Source organism: Streptomyces sp. NPDC027672 (assembly GCF_055566335.1).
In genome coordinates this window covers 248,019-263,295 of sequence record NZ_JBVHSO010000013.1, presented here as the reverse complement: position 1 = coordinate 263,295, position 15,277 = coordinate 248,019, and the positions used below count along the sequence as shown (strand labels likewise).

Sequence of the window (15,277 nt, the reverse complement as noted above, 5' to 3'; positions counted from 1 at the left end):
GCTACGAGAAGACCGCCACCATCTACCTGGCCGGACTTCACATCGCGGGCATCTTCCTCTGGTCCGCCCGATGATCCAAACGAGACTGCCTAGCCAGTTTCCCGGGATTTCCCGAACGTGGCCGCACGGGATGAATGGCGCGCGCAGTTCGGTCCCTTCCTGGAAGTGTCAGGCGCGCTGGAGTCGTATCTCCCACTGACCTTCACGGGTCGCACCGTCCCGGATGAGTACGCCGCAACCCTGACCGCCCATTCTGGACCTTCGAGCGGTAGACGTGGCGGCCACGCTTAACGGTACCGTTGCCGATCGCGGTCACCGCGACGCGCTCGCCTGATCCGGGAATCGAGAGGGGCGCGAGGCGCGGGCATCAGATGCGGTTGCGGACCTGGGTCCGCTCACTCCGTGAAGGGTGCGGTCAGCAGCAGGTCCTCCACGGTGGGTACCGGGAAGCCGGGGAGGTGACGGCGGCCGACCTCGGCGAAGGGATGCATGAGTTCCCCCATGGGCTTGGTGCGGCACAGCGACAGCATCGTGTCCACCGCCACCTGCTTGAACTGCCGCCGCGGGAACGCGTCGAGCACCTCGGTCACGGCGTCGGACGGGATCCGCTCCAGGCCGTGTCCGGTGAAGTCGACTCCGGAACCGGCGCAGACCAGGGCGATCTCCGGCCTCTTGCGGGCCGCGATCCCGGCGCTGGTGTGCAGCGCGATCGCGTCCCACACCACCTCCACCCGCTCGGCCGGCACCCGCAGCCGCTCCAGGAAACGGCGTGCGGCATCGGCGCCGTCGGCCTCGAACCGTTCGGACGGCGTCCGGAACGCCTCCACCAGACCGAGGTCGTGCAGGACGGCGGCCACGAAGCCCAGTTCCCGGTCGTAGCGCACCTCCGGGCGGTCGACCAGCAGCGCGCCGAAGACATAGCTGCGCAGCACATGGTTGAAGAGCGTCTCCGAGCTGACCCGGCGCGCGAACGCCACGGCCCGCCGGGCCACCTCGCCGTCGGGCAGCGGGACCCCGGCCACCTCCGTGGGCAGTCCGGCCGGGCGCCGGCCCGGCCGGGTGCGGGCGGCGGCGGGCGGAGCGGACAGCGCGGTCGTCGCGCCGGCCGCGGCGACCCCGGCTCCGCTGCGGAGCACCGCGCGCCGGGTGACCTCCTGCTGTCCGTCGGTCGTCCTGTCGGTCATCTGCACGTTCCTCTCGCCTGCGGCTTGACACCGCGAGCCTAGGAACGGCGGCACCGCGCCGACAGCGGCGAAAATGACAGACAGTCACCGATTCCCGCCAGCGGGCCCGGCCTGGTCCAGACGGGAGGGCTCACCGGCCCTGTGCCGTCAGGAGTTCCCGGCACGCGGGTTACCCGGCGGACGCCAGCCCGGCGTGGAACACACCGAAGCACGGGACCACAGAGCGGCGAGCAGCGCGGCCCCGGCCGCCACGCCCAGCCGCCGGTCCCGTCCCGCGTAGACGGCGAGGCCCGCGCCGCCCGCCCTCGGCAAGAGCGCCGGGCCGCTGTCGGCGCTCTGCTCATACCGCCCTCCGCCGGGGCGCCGCGCTGCCGCACGCCGAGTGCGCGCGGCCCCGCCGGGCTGCCCGTGGGCCGCAGGGGCCGGCTCCGGTACGCCAATCCCCGCCCGGACCGGTGCGTCCGCCGGGCCGCCCACCTCCCGCCGCGACCGGCCCCGGTACGGCGTCTCCACCCAGGCCGGTGCGCTGGCCGGGCTGCCCAGCCGGTCGCCGCATCTGGCCCCGCCCTGCCGTACGCCGAATGGTCACACCCCGCCGGGCCGCTCGCCGGTCGCCGCGACCGGGCCGCCCTGCCGTACGCCGAGTGGGCACGGCCCGCCGGGCCGTCCGCCGACCGCCGGGACCGGGCCTGGTACGACCTCTCCGCCCTGGCCGGTACACCCGTCTCCACCCGAGCAGGTGCGCTCGCCGGCCGCCGCGACCGGCCCCGGTAAGTCCGTCTCCGCCCGGACCGGTGTGCTGACCGGGCTGCCCGGCCGGTTGCCGCAGTCGGCCCCGCTCTGTCGAATATCGAATGGGCGCTGCCCGCCGCGCCGCCCGCCAACCGCCACGACCGGCCCCGGTACGCCCCGTCTCCGCCCGGACCGGTGTGCTGACCGGGCTGCCCGCCGGTCACCGCAGCCGGCCCCGCGCTGCCGGACGTCGAGTGAGCCCGGCCAGCCGCACCGCCCGCCAGCCGCCGCGACCGGCCCCGGTACGGCGCCTCCTCCCCAGGCCGGTGCCCCGCCAGCCGCCACAGCCAGCCCCGATACGCCCGTCTCCGCCCGAGCCGATGCGCCCGCCGAGCCCGAGCCGGTCCGCCGGACCCGGACCGGTGCACCCGCCGCCGCAACCCGCTGCCGCCGCAGTTCCCGGTGGACCTCGACGCACCCTCGGACCCGGTGGCCGCCGGGCGGTCGCGGGCGTGGGGACTATCGGCGCCGCCCCGCTGCCCGGGATACTGGCAAAACTCCATCGGCTACCCCGGTAGGGCTGTCTCACACCTGTCATCCGGCAATAATTGTCATGCTCGTACGGGTTGGCCGACGGCTTTGTCCGAGCCTGCGGAGGTGGGTTAACCTGCGGCGTATTTTCTCATCATGCAAATCCGTGAACTGCGGAAATGCACACACCAACGGCTGGGCGGCGGCCCGCTCCCGGCCGCGGTTCCGAGTCCTCGCTGGGAGGGCTCCTGGGGAGTGGATCGAGGGTGCGCATGGCCGGCAAGGCGACCGGGACGACCGAGGCTGTCCCGGGTGACCACGAACTCAGAAGACTGCTCGCGGGCCTGACCGCGGTGCGGGACGGTGATTTCGGCACGCGGTTGCCGGACGACTCCACCGGGCTCATGGGCGACATCGCCACCGTCTTCAACGGCATGGTCGACCAGTTGTCCGTCTTCACCAGCGAGGTCACCCGGGTGGCCCGCGAGGTGGGCACGGAGGGCACCCTCGGCGGGCAGGCGCAGGTGCCGGGCGTCTCCGGGACCTGGGCCGACCTGACCGACTCCGTCAACGCGATGGCGGGCAACCTCACCACGCAGGTCCGGGACATCGCGCAGGTCGCCACCGCCGTGGCCAAGGGCGACCTGTCCCAGAAGATCGACGTGCCCGCGCGCGGCGAGATCCTCCAGCTGAAGGAAACCGTCAACACGATGGTGGACCAGCTCTCGGCCTTCGCCGACGAGGTGACGCGCGTAGCGCGGGAGGTGGGCACCGAGGGCCGGCTGGGGGGTCAGGCGCAGGTGCCCGGGGTCGCCGGGGTCTGGCGGGACCTGACGGACTCGGTCAATTTCATGGCCGGGAATCTGACGGCGCAGGTGCGCAACGTGGCGCAGGTGACGACCGCGGTGGCGCAGGGTGATCTGTCGCAGAAGATCACGGTGGACGCGCGGGGCGAGATCCTGGAGCTGAAGAGCACCATCAACACGATGGTGGACCAGCTCTCCGCGTTCGCCGACGAGGTGACCCGGGTGGCCCGGGAGGTGGGCACCGAGGGCCGGCTCGGCGGGCAGGCGGACGTCAAGGGGGTCAAGGGCACCTGGCGGGACCTGACGGACTCGGTCAATTTCATGGGCGGGAACCTGACGGCGCAGGTGCGCAACGTGGCGCAGGTGGCCACCGCGGTGGCGCAGGGTGATCTGTCGCAGAAGATCACGGTGGACGCGCGGGGCGAGATCCTGGAGCTGAAGAACACCATCAACACGATGGTCGACCAGCTCTCCGCGTTCGCCGACGAGGTGACGCGCGTGGCCCGCGAGGTCGGCACCGAGGGCCGGCTCGGCGGCCAGGCCCAGGTCCGCGGCGTCGCGGGCACCTGGAAGGACCTCACCGACAACGTCAACGTGATGGCCTCCAACCTCACCGGCCAGGTCCGCTCCATCGCCCAGGTCGCGACCGCCGTCGCCAAGGGCGACCTCTCGCAGAAGATCACCGTGGAGGCCAAGGGCGAGGTCGCGGCCCTCGCCGACGTCATCAACACCATGGTCGACACCCTGTCGGCGTTCGCCGACGAGGTGACCCGGGTGGCCCGCGAGGTGGGCACCGAGGGCCGGCTCGGCGGCCAGGCGCACGTGCCCAACGTGGCCGGCACCTGGAAGGACCTCACCGACAACGTCAACTCCATGGCCAACAACCTCACCGGCCAGGTCCGCAACATCGCGCTGGTGACCACCGCCGTGGCCAAGGGCGACCTGTCGAAGAAGATCGACGTGGACGCCCGCGGCGAGATCCTGGAGCTGAAGACGACCATCAACACGATGGTCGACCAGCTCTCCGCGTTCGCCGACGAGGTGACCCGGGTGGCCCGGGAGGTGGGCACCGAGGGCCGGCTCGGCGGGCAGGCCGAGGTCGAGGGCGTCTCCGGCACCTGGAAGCGGCTCACCGAGAACGTCAACGAACTCGCCGGCAACCTCACCCGGCAGGTCCGCGCCATCGCCGACGTCGCCAGCGCGGTCGCCGAGGGCGACCTCACCCGGTCCATCACCGTCGACGCCTCCGGCGAGGTCGCCGACCTCAAGGACAACATCAACTCCATGGTGGAGTCGCTGCGCGAGACCACCCGGGCCAACCAGGAACAGGACTGGCTCAAGACCAACCTGGCCCGGATCTCCGGCCTGATGCAGGGCCACCGCGACCTGCCCGTGGTCGCCGAACTCATCATGGACGAGCTGGCGCCGCAGGTCTCCGCCCAGTACGGCGCCTTCTACCTCGCCGAGGAGGGCGAGGCCGGGCCCGAACTGCGGCTCGTCGGCTCCTACGGCCGGCCCGAGGCGGACACCCGGCCCGTCCGCATCCCGTTCGGCCGCTCCCTGGTCGGCCAGGCCGCCCGCAGCCGCCGTACCATCGCCGTGGACAAGCTGCCGCCCGGGTACGTCACCATCTCCTCCGGTCTCGGACAGATCGAGCCCACCGCGCTGCTGCTGCTCCCCATCGTCTTCGAGGAGCAGGTCCTCGGCGTGATCGAGCTGGCCTCCGTCACCCAGTTCAACCCGGTGCAGCGGGACTTCCTCCAGCAGCTGGTGGACACCATCGGTGTGAACGTCAACACCATCGTCGCCAACGCGCGCACCGACGAACTGCTGGAGGAGTCGCAGCGGCTGACCAGCGAACTCCAGTCGCGCTCCGCCGAGTTGCAGGCCCGGCAGGAAGAACTCCAGAGCTCCAACGCCGAACTGGAGGAGAAGGCCTCGCTGCTGGCCGACCAGAACCGGGACATCGAGGCGAAGAACCTCCAGATCGAGCAGGCCCGGCAGGAACTGGAGGCGCGCGCCCAGCAGTTGTCGCTCGCCTCCAAGTACAAGTCCGAGTTCCTCGCCAACATGAGCCACGAGCTGCGCACCCCGCTCAACAGCCTGCTCATCCTCGCCCAGCTGCTGGCCCAGAACCCCTCGCGCAACCTCACCCCGAAGCAGGTCGAGTACGCGGGCATCATCCACTCGGCCGGCTCCGACCTGCTCCAGCTCATCAACGACATCCTGGACCTGTCCAAGGTCGAGGCCGGCAAGATGGACGTGACACCCGAACGCGTCCCGCTGCGCCAGCTGATCGAGTACGTCGAAGCCACCTTCCGGCCCATGACCTCGCAGAAGAGCCTGGACTTCACCGTCACCACGGCCCCCGGCGCCCCCGCCGACCTGCTCACCGACGACTCCCGGCTCCGCCAGATCCTGCGCAACCTGCTGTCCAACGCGGTGAAGTTCACCGAGCAGGGCGGCGTCGAACTGCGCGTCGAACCCGCCCCGGACGACCAGGTGCCCCGTGGCCTGGTGCGCGGCGGCACCGTCGTCGCCTTCCGGGTCAAGGACACCGGCATCGGCATCCCCGAGCAGCAGCTGGAGACCATCTTCGGCGCGTTCCAGCAGGCCGACGGCACCACCAGCCGCAAGTACGGCGGCACCGGACTCGGCCTGTCCATCACCCGGGAGATCGCCCATCTGCTCGGCGGCGCCGTCACCGTGGACAGCACGCCCGGCAAGGGCAGCACCTTCACCCTCTTCCTGCCGGTGGCCCGGCGGGACTTCGAGGAGGCCCTGAGCGCGCGTCCGGTGCCGAAGCCGGCCGAGCAGGAGCGCCCGGACGGCGCAGCCGGGACCATCGTCGTCCAGGACGGGCCGGCGGCCGTCGCGCGGCGGGAGCGTCCGCGCCGCCTCCTCGTCGTGGAGGAACGCCCGCGCGGGCTGCTGACGCTGGTCGCCGAGAGCGTGGTCCGGGACCTGGAGCACAGCCGCCCGGACGGCGGCGGCACGCCCGTGGACATCATCACCGCGGTCGGCGCCCAGGAGGCGGCCGGTGCCCTGGCCGCCGAGCCCTGCCACTGCGTCGTGGTCGAACTCGGCATGCCCGACGGCGAGTCGGCCCGCTTCCTCGAAGCCCTGCGCGGCGACTCGGCGCTCATCAGCGTGCCGGTGCTGGTGCACGGCTCGCACCGCACCGAGCCCCTCGCCGAGGACGCCCCGGGCGGTTCGCCGGAGTACCTGTACAGCCTGGACGAGCTGCGCGAGCGGATCGCGCTGCACCTGTCGGCCGAGGAGCCCGGCGAGGTGCTCACCCTGGTCCGCGGCGAGGAGCCCCAGCGCACCGCGCCCCATCTGGTCGACGAGCACACCCACGGCCGTACCGTCCTCGTGGTCGACGACGACGCCCGGAACCTGTTCGCGCTCAGCGGCATCCTCGAACTGCACGGCTTCCGGGTCCTGCACGCCGAGAACGGCCGCAAGGGCATCGAGACGCTGCTGAACAACCCGGACGTCGAACTCGTCCTGATGGACGTGATGATGCCCGAGATGGACGGCTACACGGCCACGGCCGAGATCCGCAGGATGCCGCAGTACGCCGACCTGCCGGTGATCGCCGTGACCGCCAAGGCCATGCAGGGCGACCGGGAGAAGAGCCTCGCCTCCGGAGCCAGCGACTACGTCACGAAACCGGTGGACACCCATGACCTCATCGCCTGTGTCCGGCGCTGGCTCCCCGCATGAGCACGGCACAGCCCGTCCGCCCGTCGTCAGGCCGAGGAGCACGGATCCGGTGAACAATCATGAACCGGGCACGCCGGCCGGTGTGCCCGCCCGGCTTCCCGCCGCCGACCAGGTGCCGGCCGACACGTCCGCCGCCACCTCGGTGGGCCGGCTCGCCGCCACCGTGGAACGGCTGCGCCGGGAGGTACGGGCGGCGCAGGCCGAGGCGGAGGGCCGGGCGCTGATCGAAGTCGCCAAGGGCATCCTGGTCGAACGCCTGGGCTGCGGTCCCGCCCAGGCGGCCCGGCAGCTCGCCGAACTCGCCGAGCAGGCGCAGGTGACGCCGCTGGAGTTCGCGGTGGACGTCATCAACCAGGCGGCCCGGGACCGCGTCGCGGAGGTCACCGAGGCGTTCCTGTCCGTCGCCGCGGACCCGTCCGGGCCGGTCGAGGAGTCCGCCGCCGTCCGGCTGCGCGCCGCCGAGAGCAGTGTGCTGGCCGCGCCCGACACCCAGGCGATGGCGGACTCGCTGCTGGAACACGCCCTGCGCCCGCTGGGCGCGGTCGCCGTGGCCATCTGGTCGGCCGGCCCCGACGGCTCGCTGACCCTCGCGGGCAGCGGCGGCTTCCCGCCGGGCGAGGCCGCCCGCTGGCGCTATGTCCCGCCGGACGTGGTGACCGTGGCCCGGCGCGGCCTGACCGAACCCGACGGCCAGTGGCTGACCTCGCTCGCGGACTCCGGGCTGCCCACGATCGGCCGGCGCGAGTACGGCGACGGCGCGCGGATCGCCGTACCCGCCGGGACGGGCGGCCGTATCCACGGCGTCCTGGAGATCGCCTGGCCCAAGCCGGAGGCCCCGCTGCCCCGCCCGGTCCTGCGGCAGGTGGAGGCCCTCGCCGAGCTGTGCGCGCACACGCTGGAGACCCTGGCGCCACCGCCCGGCACCGGCCCCGAACCGGCGCTCCTGCCCGACGTGGTGGAGCTGATGGACCTGGCCGACGGGCTGCACGATCCGGCCCTGGTGCTCGTGCCGCACCTGGACGACGACGGTCGGCTGGTCGACTTCCGCATCGAGCACGTCAACAGCCGCTTCCTGGACCCGGCGGGCCGGCCGCGGGCCGTCGTGGGCGGCGCGCTGCTGCTGGAGGCCTACCCCATGGCCGCGGGCACCGGCGAACTGTTCCAGCGGGTGGAGCGGGTCTACGCCACCGGCGAGCCGTTCCGCGCCCGCCGGATGCGGCTGACCGCGCTGGTCGACGAGGTGCCGCTGTCCGCCGTGGCCGACATCAGCGTCAGCCGGCACGGCTCCGCCGTCCTGCTGATCTGGCGGATCGAGGACGAGACGGCACGCCTGGCCAGTCTGCTCCAGCACGCCCAGCGGCTCGGCCGGATCGGCGGCTTCGAGGAGAACCTGCTCACCGGCGAGATCACCTGGAACGGCCAGCTCTTCAGTCTCTACGGCCACGCGCCCACCAGCCCTCCGGTGGCGCTCCAGGACCTGCCGGCCCACGCCCACCCGGACGACGCCGTCACCCTGCGCCGCTTCCTGCGCACCGTGCTGCACCAGCGCCGGCCCGGCTCCGCCGCGTTCCGGCTCCAGCGCCCGGACGGGGTGACCCGGCACATCCGGGTGGTCGCCGAACCCGTCCTCGACACCGACGGCCAGCTCCTGGGCGTCCGCGGCGCCTACCAGGACATCTCCGCCCAGCACTGGACCGAGGTCGCGCTCGCCGCCACCCGCGACCAGCTCGCGCACACCGAGCAGCAGGCCCTGGAGCGCAACCGGCTGACCCTCCAGCTCCAGCACGCGATCATGCCTCCGGCGCAGGCTCCGCTGCGGATGCCCGGTCTCCAGGTGGCGGTGCGCTACCGGCCCGCCGAGACCGAGCACCTGGTCGGCGGCGACTGGTACGACGCCGTCGTGCTGCCGTCCGGGCTGGTGCTGCTGTGCGTCGGGGATGTCGCCGGGCACGGCATCGAGGCGGCGACCAGCATGGTCGTCCTGCGTAACGCGCTGCGCGGCCTCGCCGTGACCGGAGCCGGGCCGGCCCAACTGCTGTCCTGGCTGAACATCGTCGCCCACCATCTGACGGGCGCCGTCACCGCCACCGCCGTGTGCGGCCTGTACGACAGCGAGCGGCGGACCCTGCGCTGGGCGCGGGCGGGCCATCTGCCGCCGGTGCTGGTGCGGGAGGCGGACGCCACCGCGCTGCCCACGGTGCGGGGACTGCTGCTGGGCGCCGTGCCGGAGGCGGGCTACGAGGAGACCGAGATGCAGCTCGCCGAAGGCGACACGCTGCTGATGTACACGGACGGTCTGATCGAGCGCCGGGACCGTTCCGTGGAGGAGTCGCTGACCCATCTGCTGGACACGGCGAGCGTGGCGCCGAGCACGCTGGACCAGCAACTGGACCGGCTGCTCACCTACAGCAGGTCGGACACCGACGACGACACCTGCATCGTCGGCATCAGGGTCGTCTGAGCGGCCGGTCCCGGCTTGCCGGGGCCGGCGGTGCGGGGGTCAGCCGGCGGTGAGCGGCACGGTCGCCGTGACCCGCTTGCCGCCGGACAGCCAGGTCACCTCCAGGTCACCGGCCAGCATCGCCACGAGATGCAGGCCGTGACCGCCGACCCGCCGGGGATCGGGAGGACGCCGGTGCGGCGGCTGCCGCGAGGTGTCCGTGACGGTGACGCGCAGCGCCCTCGCGTCCGGCAGCAGCTCCAGCCGCAGCGCGCACGGCCCGGGGGCGTGCTTGGCCGCGTTGGTGACGAGTTCGCTGACGACGAGCTGGGCATCCTGCACCGCGCGCCGTCCGGGCGCCGGCCGCGCCCGCGCCAGCAGGGCGGCGACGGCGTCTCTCGCCTCGCCGATACTGGTGACGCCGGTGTCCCAGGTGCGGCTGTAGCGCAGGTCCGCAGGGCGGTCCTGCGTCGTCGCGTGGGTCCTGAGCGGGATGTCCATACCTCGTTGCCCTTTTCCTCTGGGGTCAGGGGCCCTTCCTGTGCACAGGGGGGTGCCGTCCCTGCCCGGTTACCCACTGGCGGCCGGGTCAAGGGGAGCCGGGCCGGGAATCCTCCGGATGCGCGCGAAATGCCTGCCGGGGAAGGGCGCGGTCCGGGCCGGGGGAGGGGGCCGACGGCGCCGGGACGGCCGGGCGGACATGCCGGCGGGCCCGGGAAATCCGGTGTACCGGATTTCCCGGGCCCGCCGCAGGGCCGAATCGGCGCGCTCAGTGCTTGAACGCGTCCTTCGCCTTCTCCTTGCTCTGCCGCGCGTCTCCCTCGGCGCCCTTCATGCGGCCTTCGGCCTCCAGGCGCTCGTTTCCGACGGCACGGCCCGCGGCTTCCTTGACCTTGCCCTTGACCTGCTCCGTCTTGGCCTTTGCCTTCTGGTTGCCGGCCATCGCGCGTCACTTCCCCACATGTACGGGATCTTCGGTCCCCTTCCGGATTGCCGTTCGTCCGCCATCCAAACCCGAACGACCCGTTCCGCTATCGACCGGGAATTCGGAGGGGTGATCGCGGAATTGGCGGGCACACGCCGCTGCGGAGGTAGATAAACATGGTTCCTTTGCTTCTGGTTCTTCTGCTGGCCCTGGTTCTTTTCGGCGCGGGCTTCGCCCTGAAGGCGCTGTGGTGGCTCGCGGTGATCGTGCTCGTGGTGTGGGTGATCGGCTTCGTCGTCCGTCCGGCCGGGTCCGGGGGGCGGCGCGGACGCTGGTACCGCTGGTAGGCCGCCGGCCCTGACAGTGGCGGCACTCCCAGGGCGAGCGGGCCCCGGCTTCGGCCGGGGCCCGCTCGGCGTGTGTCAGCGTTCGCGGCGCCGGCGCGCGAGGTGCCGTACGACGCATCCCGCGACCACCACGGCGGCGGCCGCGAGGACGTAGGGCTGGTAGCGCCGGATGTCGGCGTAGACCGTGGTGATGTGGCTGCCGGCGAGGTAGGCCAGCGTCGTCCACAGGCCGACCCACAGGGCCGCGCCCAGGGCGTTGAAGACGAGGAAGCGGCGCCAGCGCATGCCGGTGGTGCCCGCGATGATGCCGTTGGCCTGGCGCAGGCCCTCCACGAACCGGGCCACCGTCACGATCTTGCCGCCGTGCCGGGCGAAGAATCCCTCGGCGGCCTCGAAGCGCTTCGGGGTCAGCAGGACGTACCGGCCCCAGCGGTGCACGAGGGCGCGCCCGCCGGCCCGGCCGATCAGATAGCCGAGGTTGTCCCCGGCGACGGCCGCGGCGAACGCGATCAGCGCCACGGCGGCGATGTCCAGCCGTCCCGCGCCCGCGTACACGCCGGCGGCGAGCAGGATCGTCTCGCCGGGCGCCGGGACCCCGAAGTCCTCCACGAAGACCACGGCACCCACGGCCCAGTAGCCGTAGTGCCCGAGCAGCGGCTCCAGAGGGGCCAGCGGTCCCGGCAGCGGAGGCGACATGCCTCCACGGTACGACGGCGCTGCCGCGGCCCGGTCAGGAGCGGGTGGCCGGGGCCTGCCGGTCCGGTGCGACGGCGTCCGGACCGCTCTCGGGCGCCGCCGGGGCGGGCCGGCCCGGGCGGCCGGTCAGCAGCCGGGCGAGCGGCTCGGTGTACCGGGCGGTGAGCGGGCCGGCCACGACCAGGATCAGGACGTAGGCGGTGGCCAGCGGGCCGAGGTCGGAGTCGATGCCGGAGGTGACGGCCAGCCCCGCGATGACGATGGAGAACTCGCCGCGGGCCACCAGGGTGCCGCCGGCCCGCCACCGGCCGCCCGCGGAGATGCCCGCGCGGCGGGCCGCCCACCAGCCGGTGGCGATCTTCGTGAGGGTGGTGACGGCGGCCAGGGCGAGCGCGGGCAGCAGCACGGGCGGGATGCTCGCGGGATCGGTGTGCAGGCCGAAGAAGACGAAGAACACCGCCGCGAACAGGTCCCGCAGCGGCGCCAGCAGGTTGTGGGCGCCCTCGGCGACCTCCCCGGACAGGGCGATGCCCACCAGGAACGCGCCGACCGCCGCCGAGACCTGGAGCTGCTGGGCGACCCCGGCCACCACCAGCGTCAGGCCGAGCACCACGAGCAGCAGCTTCTCCGGGTCGTCGGTGGAGACGAAACGGGAGATGTGCCGGCCGTAGCGCACCGCCACCACCAGCACCAGGCCCGCCACCCCGAGCGCGATGGCCAGCGTGACGCTGCCGGCGGCGAACCCGGTGCCGGCCAGCAGGGCCGTGACGACGGGCAGGTAGACCGCCATCGACAGGTCCTCCAGCACCAGGATGCTGAGGATCACCGGTGTCTCCCGGTTGCCGATCCGGCCCAGGTCGCCGAGGACCTTGGCGATGACGCCGGAGGAGGAGATCCAGGTGATGCCGGCCAGCGCGACGGCGGCGATCGGGCCCCAGCCCAGCAGCAGGGCCATGGCGGCGCCGGGCAGGGCGTTGAGGGTGGCGTCGACGATCCCGGCCCGGTACTGGGTCTTGAGGTTGGAGACCAGATCGCCGGCCGTGTACTCGAGGCCCAGCATGAGCAGCAGCAGGACCACGCCTATCTCGGCGCCGATGGCCACGAACTCCTCGCTGGTGCCGAGCGGCAGCAGCCCGCCCTCGCCGAAGGCCAGCCCGGCCAGCAGGTACAGCGGGATGGGCGAGAACCGCAGGCGGGCGGCGAGCCTGCCGAGCAGCCCGAGGCCCAGGATGATCGCGCCGAACTCGATCAGGAAGACCGCGGAGGAGTGCATCCGCCTCACTCCCGCCCGAGGACGGCGGCGGCGGCGTCCACGCCCTCGCGGGTGCCGATGACGATGAGCGTGTCCCCGCCGGCCAGCCGGAAGCCGGGACCGGGGGAGGGGATCGCCTCGGCGCGGCGCAGGACGGCCACGATCGACACGCCGGTCTCGGTGCGCATCCGGGTCTCGCCGAGCAGCCGTCCGTTCCAGTACGAGGTCCCGGACAGCGCGATGCGCTCGGCCACCAGGCCCAGCTCCGTCGTGGACAGCAGGGTGGGGCTGTGGTGGGTCGGCTTCAGGGCGTCCACCAGCGCCTCCGCCTCCTGCCCGGTGAGGCGGACCGACAGCCCGCAGGCGTCGGGATCGTCCTGCCGGTAGGCGCTGAGCGTGCGGGAGCCGTCCCGGTGGGCGACCACCGACAGCCGGCCCTGCTCGCGGGTCGTCAGGTCGTACCGGACACCGATGCCCGGCAACGGCGTCCTGCTGGTGCGTGCGCTGCTCATGTCTGCCCCCCTGCCCGGCTTGAACAATCCTTGGTGAAAGCGTTACCAGCAGCTTACCCGAGGTCTGATCACGTCCGGGGAGGGGTCCGTGCGGGCGGGTGGGCTAGGAGGCGGCGTCCTCGCTCTCCGTGGTGCCGCGGGATTCCGGCTGGCACGCGGGGCACAGCTCGTGGTGGCCGTCGTGGGTGACGACCGTGCCCCAGCCGAGGCACTGCTCACAGTCGCGGGCGGGATCCAGATCGGGGCGGGGCGGCAGCCGAGGGCTGCGGTGGGCTCCGTACACCATGCGGTGAGCGGCTCCTTGACGTCGCGGGCTCGCAAGGGAAGAGGTGACAACGCTGTCCCCACGGCCTCCATTATGTCCTACTTTTCGCTTATGTCTGTGATGCAAGTCACATTCGTTTCCTTCCGGGTCACCCGGGCACGCGGTGATCAACGGAGCGAGAGGAAGGAGCGCCCGGTGAGTGGTGCGACGTCGGACGGACAGCAGCGGGCGCCGGGCGGGCCGCGGGTGTCGGCGGCCGTGGCGCGGCTGCCGCGCCAGGTCCGCGAGGAGCTGACCCGCAGGCTCCGCCGCAACCGGGGGGCCTTCCAGGCGGAGGACGTCCAGGTCGTCGAGCCCCCGCTGCTGCGCCGCGCCGTCGGCGCCTCGGCGCTCGGCAACTGCATGGAGTGGTTCGACTTCGGTGTCTACAGCTACCTCGCCGCCACCATCGGCAAGGTGTTCTTCCCGGGCGCCTCGCCGGCCGCCCAGGTCATCTCCTCGTTCGCGACCTTCGCCGCCGCCTTCGTCGTACGGCCCCTGGGCGGGCTTGTCTTCGGGCCGCTGGGCGACCGGATCGGCCGGCAGAAGGTGCTCGCCACCACCATGATCATGATGGCCGCCGGCACCTTCGCCATCGGGCTCATCCCCGGCTACGCCACCCTCGGCATCGCCGCGCCCGTGCTGCTCCTGCTGGCCCGCATGGTCCAGGGCTTCTCCACCGGCGGCGAGTACGGCGGCGCCACCACCTTCGTCGCCGAGTACTCCCCGGACCGCCGGCGCGGCTTCCTGTCCAGCTGGCTCGACTTCGGCACCTTCACCGGCTACGCCCTCGGCTCGGCCCTGGTCACCGCGCTGAACCTGGCGCTGACGGACGAGCAGATGCTCTCCTGGGGCTGGCGCGTGCCGTTCCTGATCGCCGGGCCGCTCGGCGTGATCGGCCTCTACATGCGGATGAAGCTGGAGGAGTCCCCGGCCTTCCAGCAGCAGCTGGACGACCACGAGAAGGCCCTGGCGCAGGAGTCGGCGGGCAGCGAGTTCAAGGACATCGTGCTCGGCCACTGGCGGGGCCTGCTCGTCTGCATGGGCCTGGTGCTGCTCTACAACGTCACCAATTACATGGTCACCGGCTACCTGCCGACCTACCAGACCGAGACCCTGCACCGCTCCAGCGGCTCCGCCGACCTCCTGGTGCTCGTCGGCATGGTGTGGATCGTCCTCCTGATCACCTTCCTCGGCCGGCTCAGCGACCGGGTGGGCCGGCGGCCGCTCTACGCCGTCGGGGCCACCGCGATGATCGTGCTCGCCGTGCCGGCCTTCCTGCTGATCAAGGCGGACGGCACCTGGCCGCCGATCCTCGGGGTGCTGCTCCTGTCCACGCTGCTGGCCTGCTTCGCCGCGCCCAGCGCGGCCACCCTGCCCGCGCTCTTCCCGACCGCCGTGCGCTACGCGGCGATGGGCATCGGCTTCAACATCGCGGTCGCCGCGTTCGGCGGCACCACCCCGCTGGTCACCGCCGCCCTGGTCGGCCTGAGCGGCGACGACCTCATGCCCGCCTATTACCTGATGCTGGCCGGCGCCATCGGCCTGCTCACCGTGCGGTTCCTGCCCGAGAGCGCCCAGGTGCCGCTCAAGGGCTCGCAGCCCATGGTCGGCTCGCGCGAGGAGCGCCGCGAACTCATCGTCGCGTCGAAGGAGCTGTACGCCTTCGACCGGGAGCGGGAGCACGACGGCGCGCGGCACGGCTGAGGCACCGGGAAGCGGGGCGGGAAGCGCGAGGTTGTCCGATCGTACGAACTTCTCGCGGGCCGGGTTACCGGGCCGCCCTGGGCTTGATAGGAAACTTTCCTACCAGTGCCGG

At 72.7% G+C, this 15,277-nt stretch carries 11 protein-coding genes; 4 read left to right on the top strand and 7 right to left on the bottom strand.

Annotated elements, in window-relative coordinates:
• Positions 1–395 precede the first annotated feature (395 nt).
• Positions 396–1,184: an HD domain-containing protein gene (locus ACZ4SV_RS28900; protein WP_468007666.1), complete on the bottom strand. Its 789-nt coding sequence runs from the start codon at positions 1,182–1,184 to the stop codon at positions 396–398.
• Between the two features lie 1,535 nt (positions 1,185–2,719).
• Here ACZ4SV_RS28900 and ACZ4SV_RS28895 point away from each other — a divergent pair.
• Both ACZ4SV_RS28895 and ACZ4SV_RS28890 read left to right on the top strand, forming a co-directional pair.
• The gene (locus ACZ4SV_RS28895) at positions 2,720–6,982 is read left to right on the top strand and encodes a HAMP domain-containing protein (protein ID WP_468007664.1); all 4,263 of its coding nucleotides are present in this window, start codon (positions 2,720–2,722) and stop codon (positions 6,980–6,982) included.
• A gap of 49 nt (positions 6,983–7,031) precedes the next feature.
• Positions 7,032–9,443, top strand: coding sequence for a SpoIIE family protein phosphatase (locus ACZ4SV_RS28890; RefSeq protein WP_468007662.1), 2,412 nt, complete (start codon positions 7,032–7,034; stop codon positions 9,441–9,443).
• Positions 9,444–9,482: 39 nt separating this feature from the next.
• On the opposite strand, the gene ACZ4SV_RS28885 is transcribed toward ACZ4SV_RS28890, so the two are convergent.
• Positions 9,483–9,923, bottom strand: a complete 441-nt coding sequence (locus ACZ4SV_RS28885) for an ATP-binding protein (RefSeq protein WP_468007660.1) — start codon at positions 9,921–9,923, stop codon at positions 9,483–9,485.
• A 268-nt stretch (positions 9,924–10,191) separates the two neighbouring features.
• Positions 10,192–10,365, bottom strand: a complete 174-nt coding sequence (locus ACZ4SV_RS28880) for a CsbD family protein (RefSeq protein WP_365883455.1) — start codon at positions 10,363–10,365, stop codon at positions 10,192–10,194.
• Positions 10,366–10,523: 158 nt separating this feature from the next.
• Here ACZ4SV_RS28880 and ACZ4SV_RS28875 point away from each other — a divergent pair, with 158 nt between their 5' ends.
• Positions 10,524–10,694 (top strand): hydrophobic protein, encoded by a 171-nt coding sequence (locus tag ACZ4SV_RS28875; RefSeq protein ID WP_365883454.1) that lies wholly within the window; start codon positions 10,524–10,526, stop codon positions 10,692–10,694.
• A 75-nt stretch (positions 10,695–10,769) separates the two neighbouring features.
• Here ACZ4SV_RS28875 and ACZ4SV_RS28870 read toward each other — a convergent pair whose 3' ends face one another.
• The 4 genes from ACZ4SV_RS28870 to ACZ4SV_RS28855 all read right to left on the bottom strand — a co-directional run bounded on the left by ACZ4SV_RS28870 (position 10,770) and on the right by ACZ4SV_RS28855 (position 13,440).
• Entirely contained in the window at positions 10,770–11,390 is a 621-nt protein-coding gene (locus ACZ4SV_RS28870; RefSeq protein ID WP_468007659.1) for a DedA family protein, read from the bottom strand.
• A 34-nt stretch (positions 11,391–11,424) separates the two neighbouring features.
• Positions 11,425–12,663: a cation:proton antiporter gene (locus tag ACZ4SV_RS28865; protein WP_365883452.1), complete on the bottom strand. Its 1,239-nt coding sequence runs from the start codon at positions 12,661–12,663 to the stop codon at positions 11,425–11,427.
• A gap of 5 nt (positions 12,664–12,668) precedes the next feature.
• Positions 12,669–13,154 (bottom strand): cation:proton antiporter regulatory subunit, encoded by a 486-nt coding sequence (locus tag ACZ4SV_RS28860; RefSeq protein ID WP_365883451.1) that lies wholly within the window; start codon positions 13,152–13,154, stop codon positions 12,669–12,671.
• Between the two features lie 103 nt (positions 13,155–13,257).
• A complete protein-coding gene (locus ACZ4SV_RS28855; RefSeq protein ID WP_468007658.1) occupies positions 13,258–13,440 on the bottom strand; it encodes a hypothetical protein in 183 nt (60 codons plus the stop codon).
• 174 nt (positions 13,441–13,614) lie between these two features.
• Here ACZ4SV_RS28855 and ACZ4SV_RS28850 point away from each other — a divergent pair, with 174 nt between their 5' ends.
• Complete coding sequence (locus ACZ4SV_RS28850) at positions 13,615–15,165, top strand: MFS transporter (RefSeq protein ID WP_468007657.1); 1,551 nt, start codon at positions 13,615–13,617, stop codon at positions 15,163–15,165.
• The last annotated feature ends 112 nt before the right edge of the window (positions 15,166–15,277 follow it).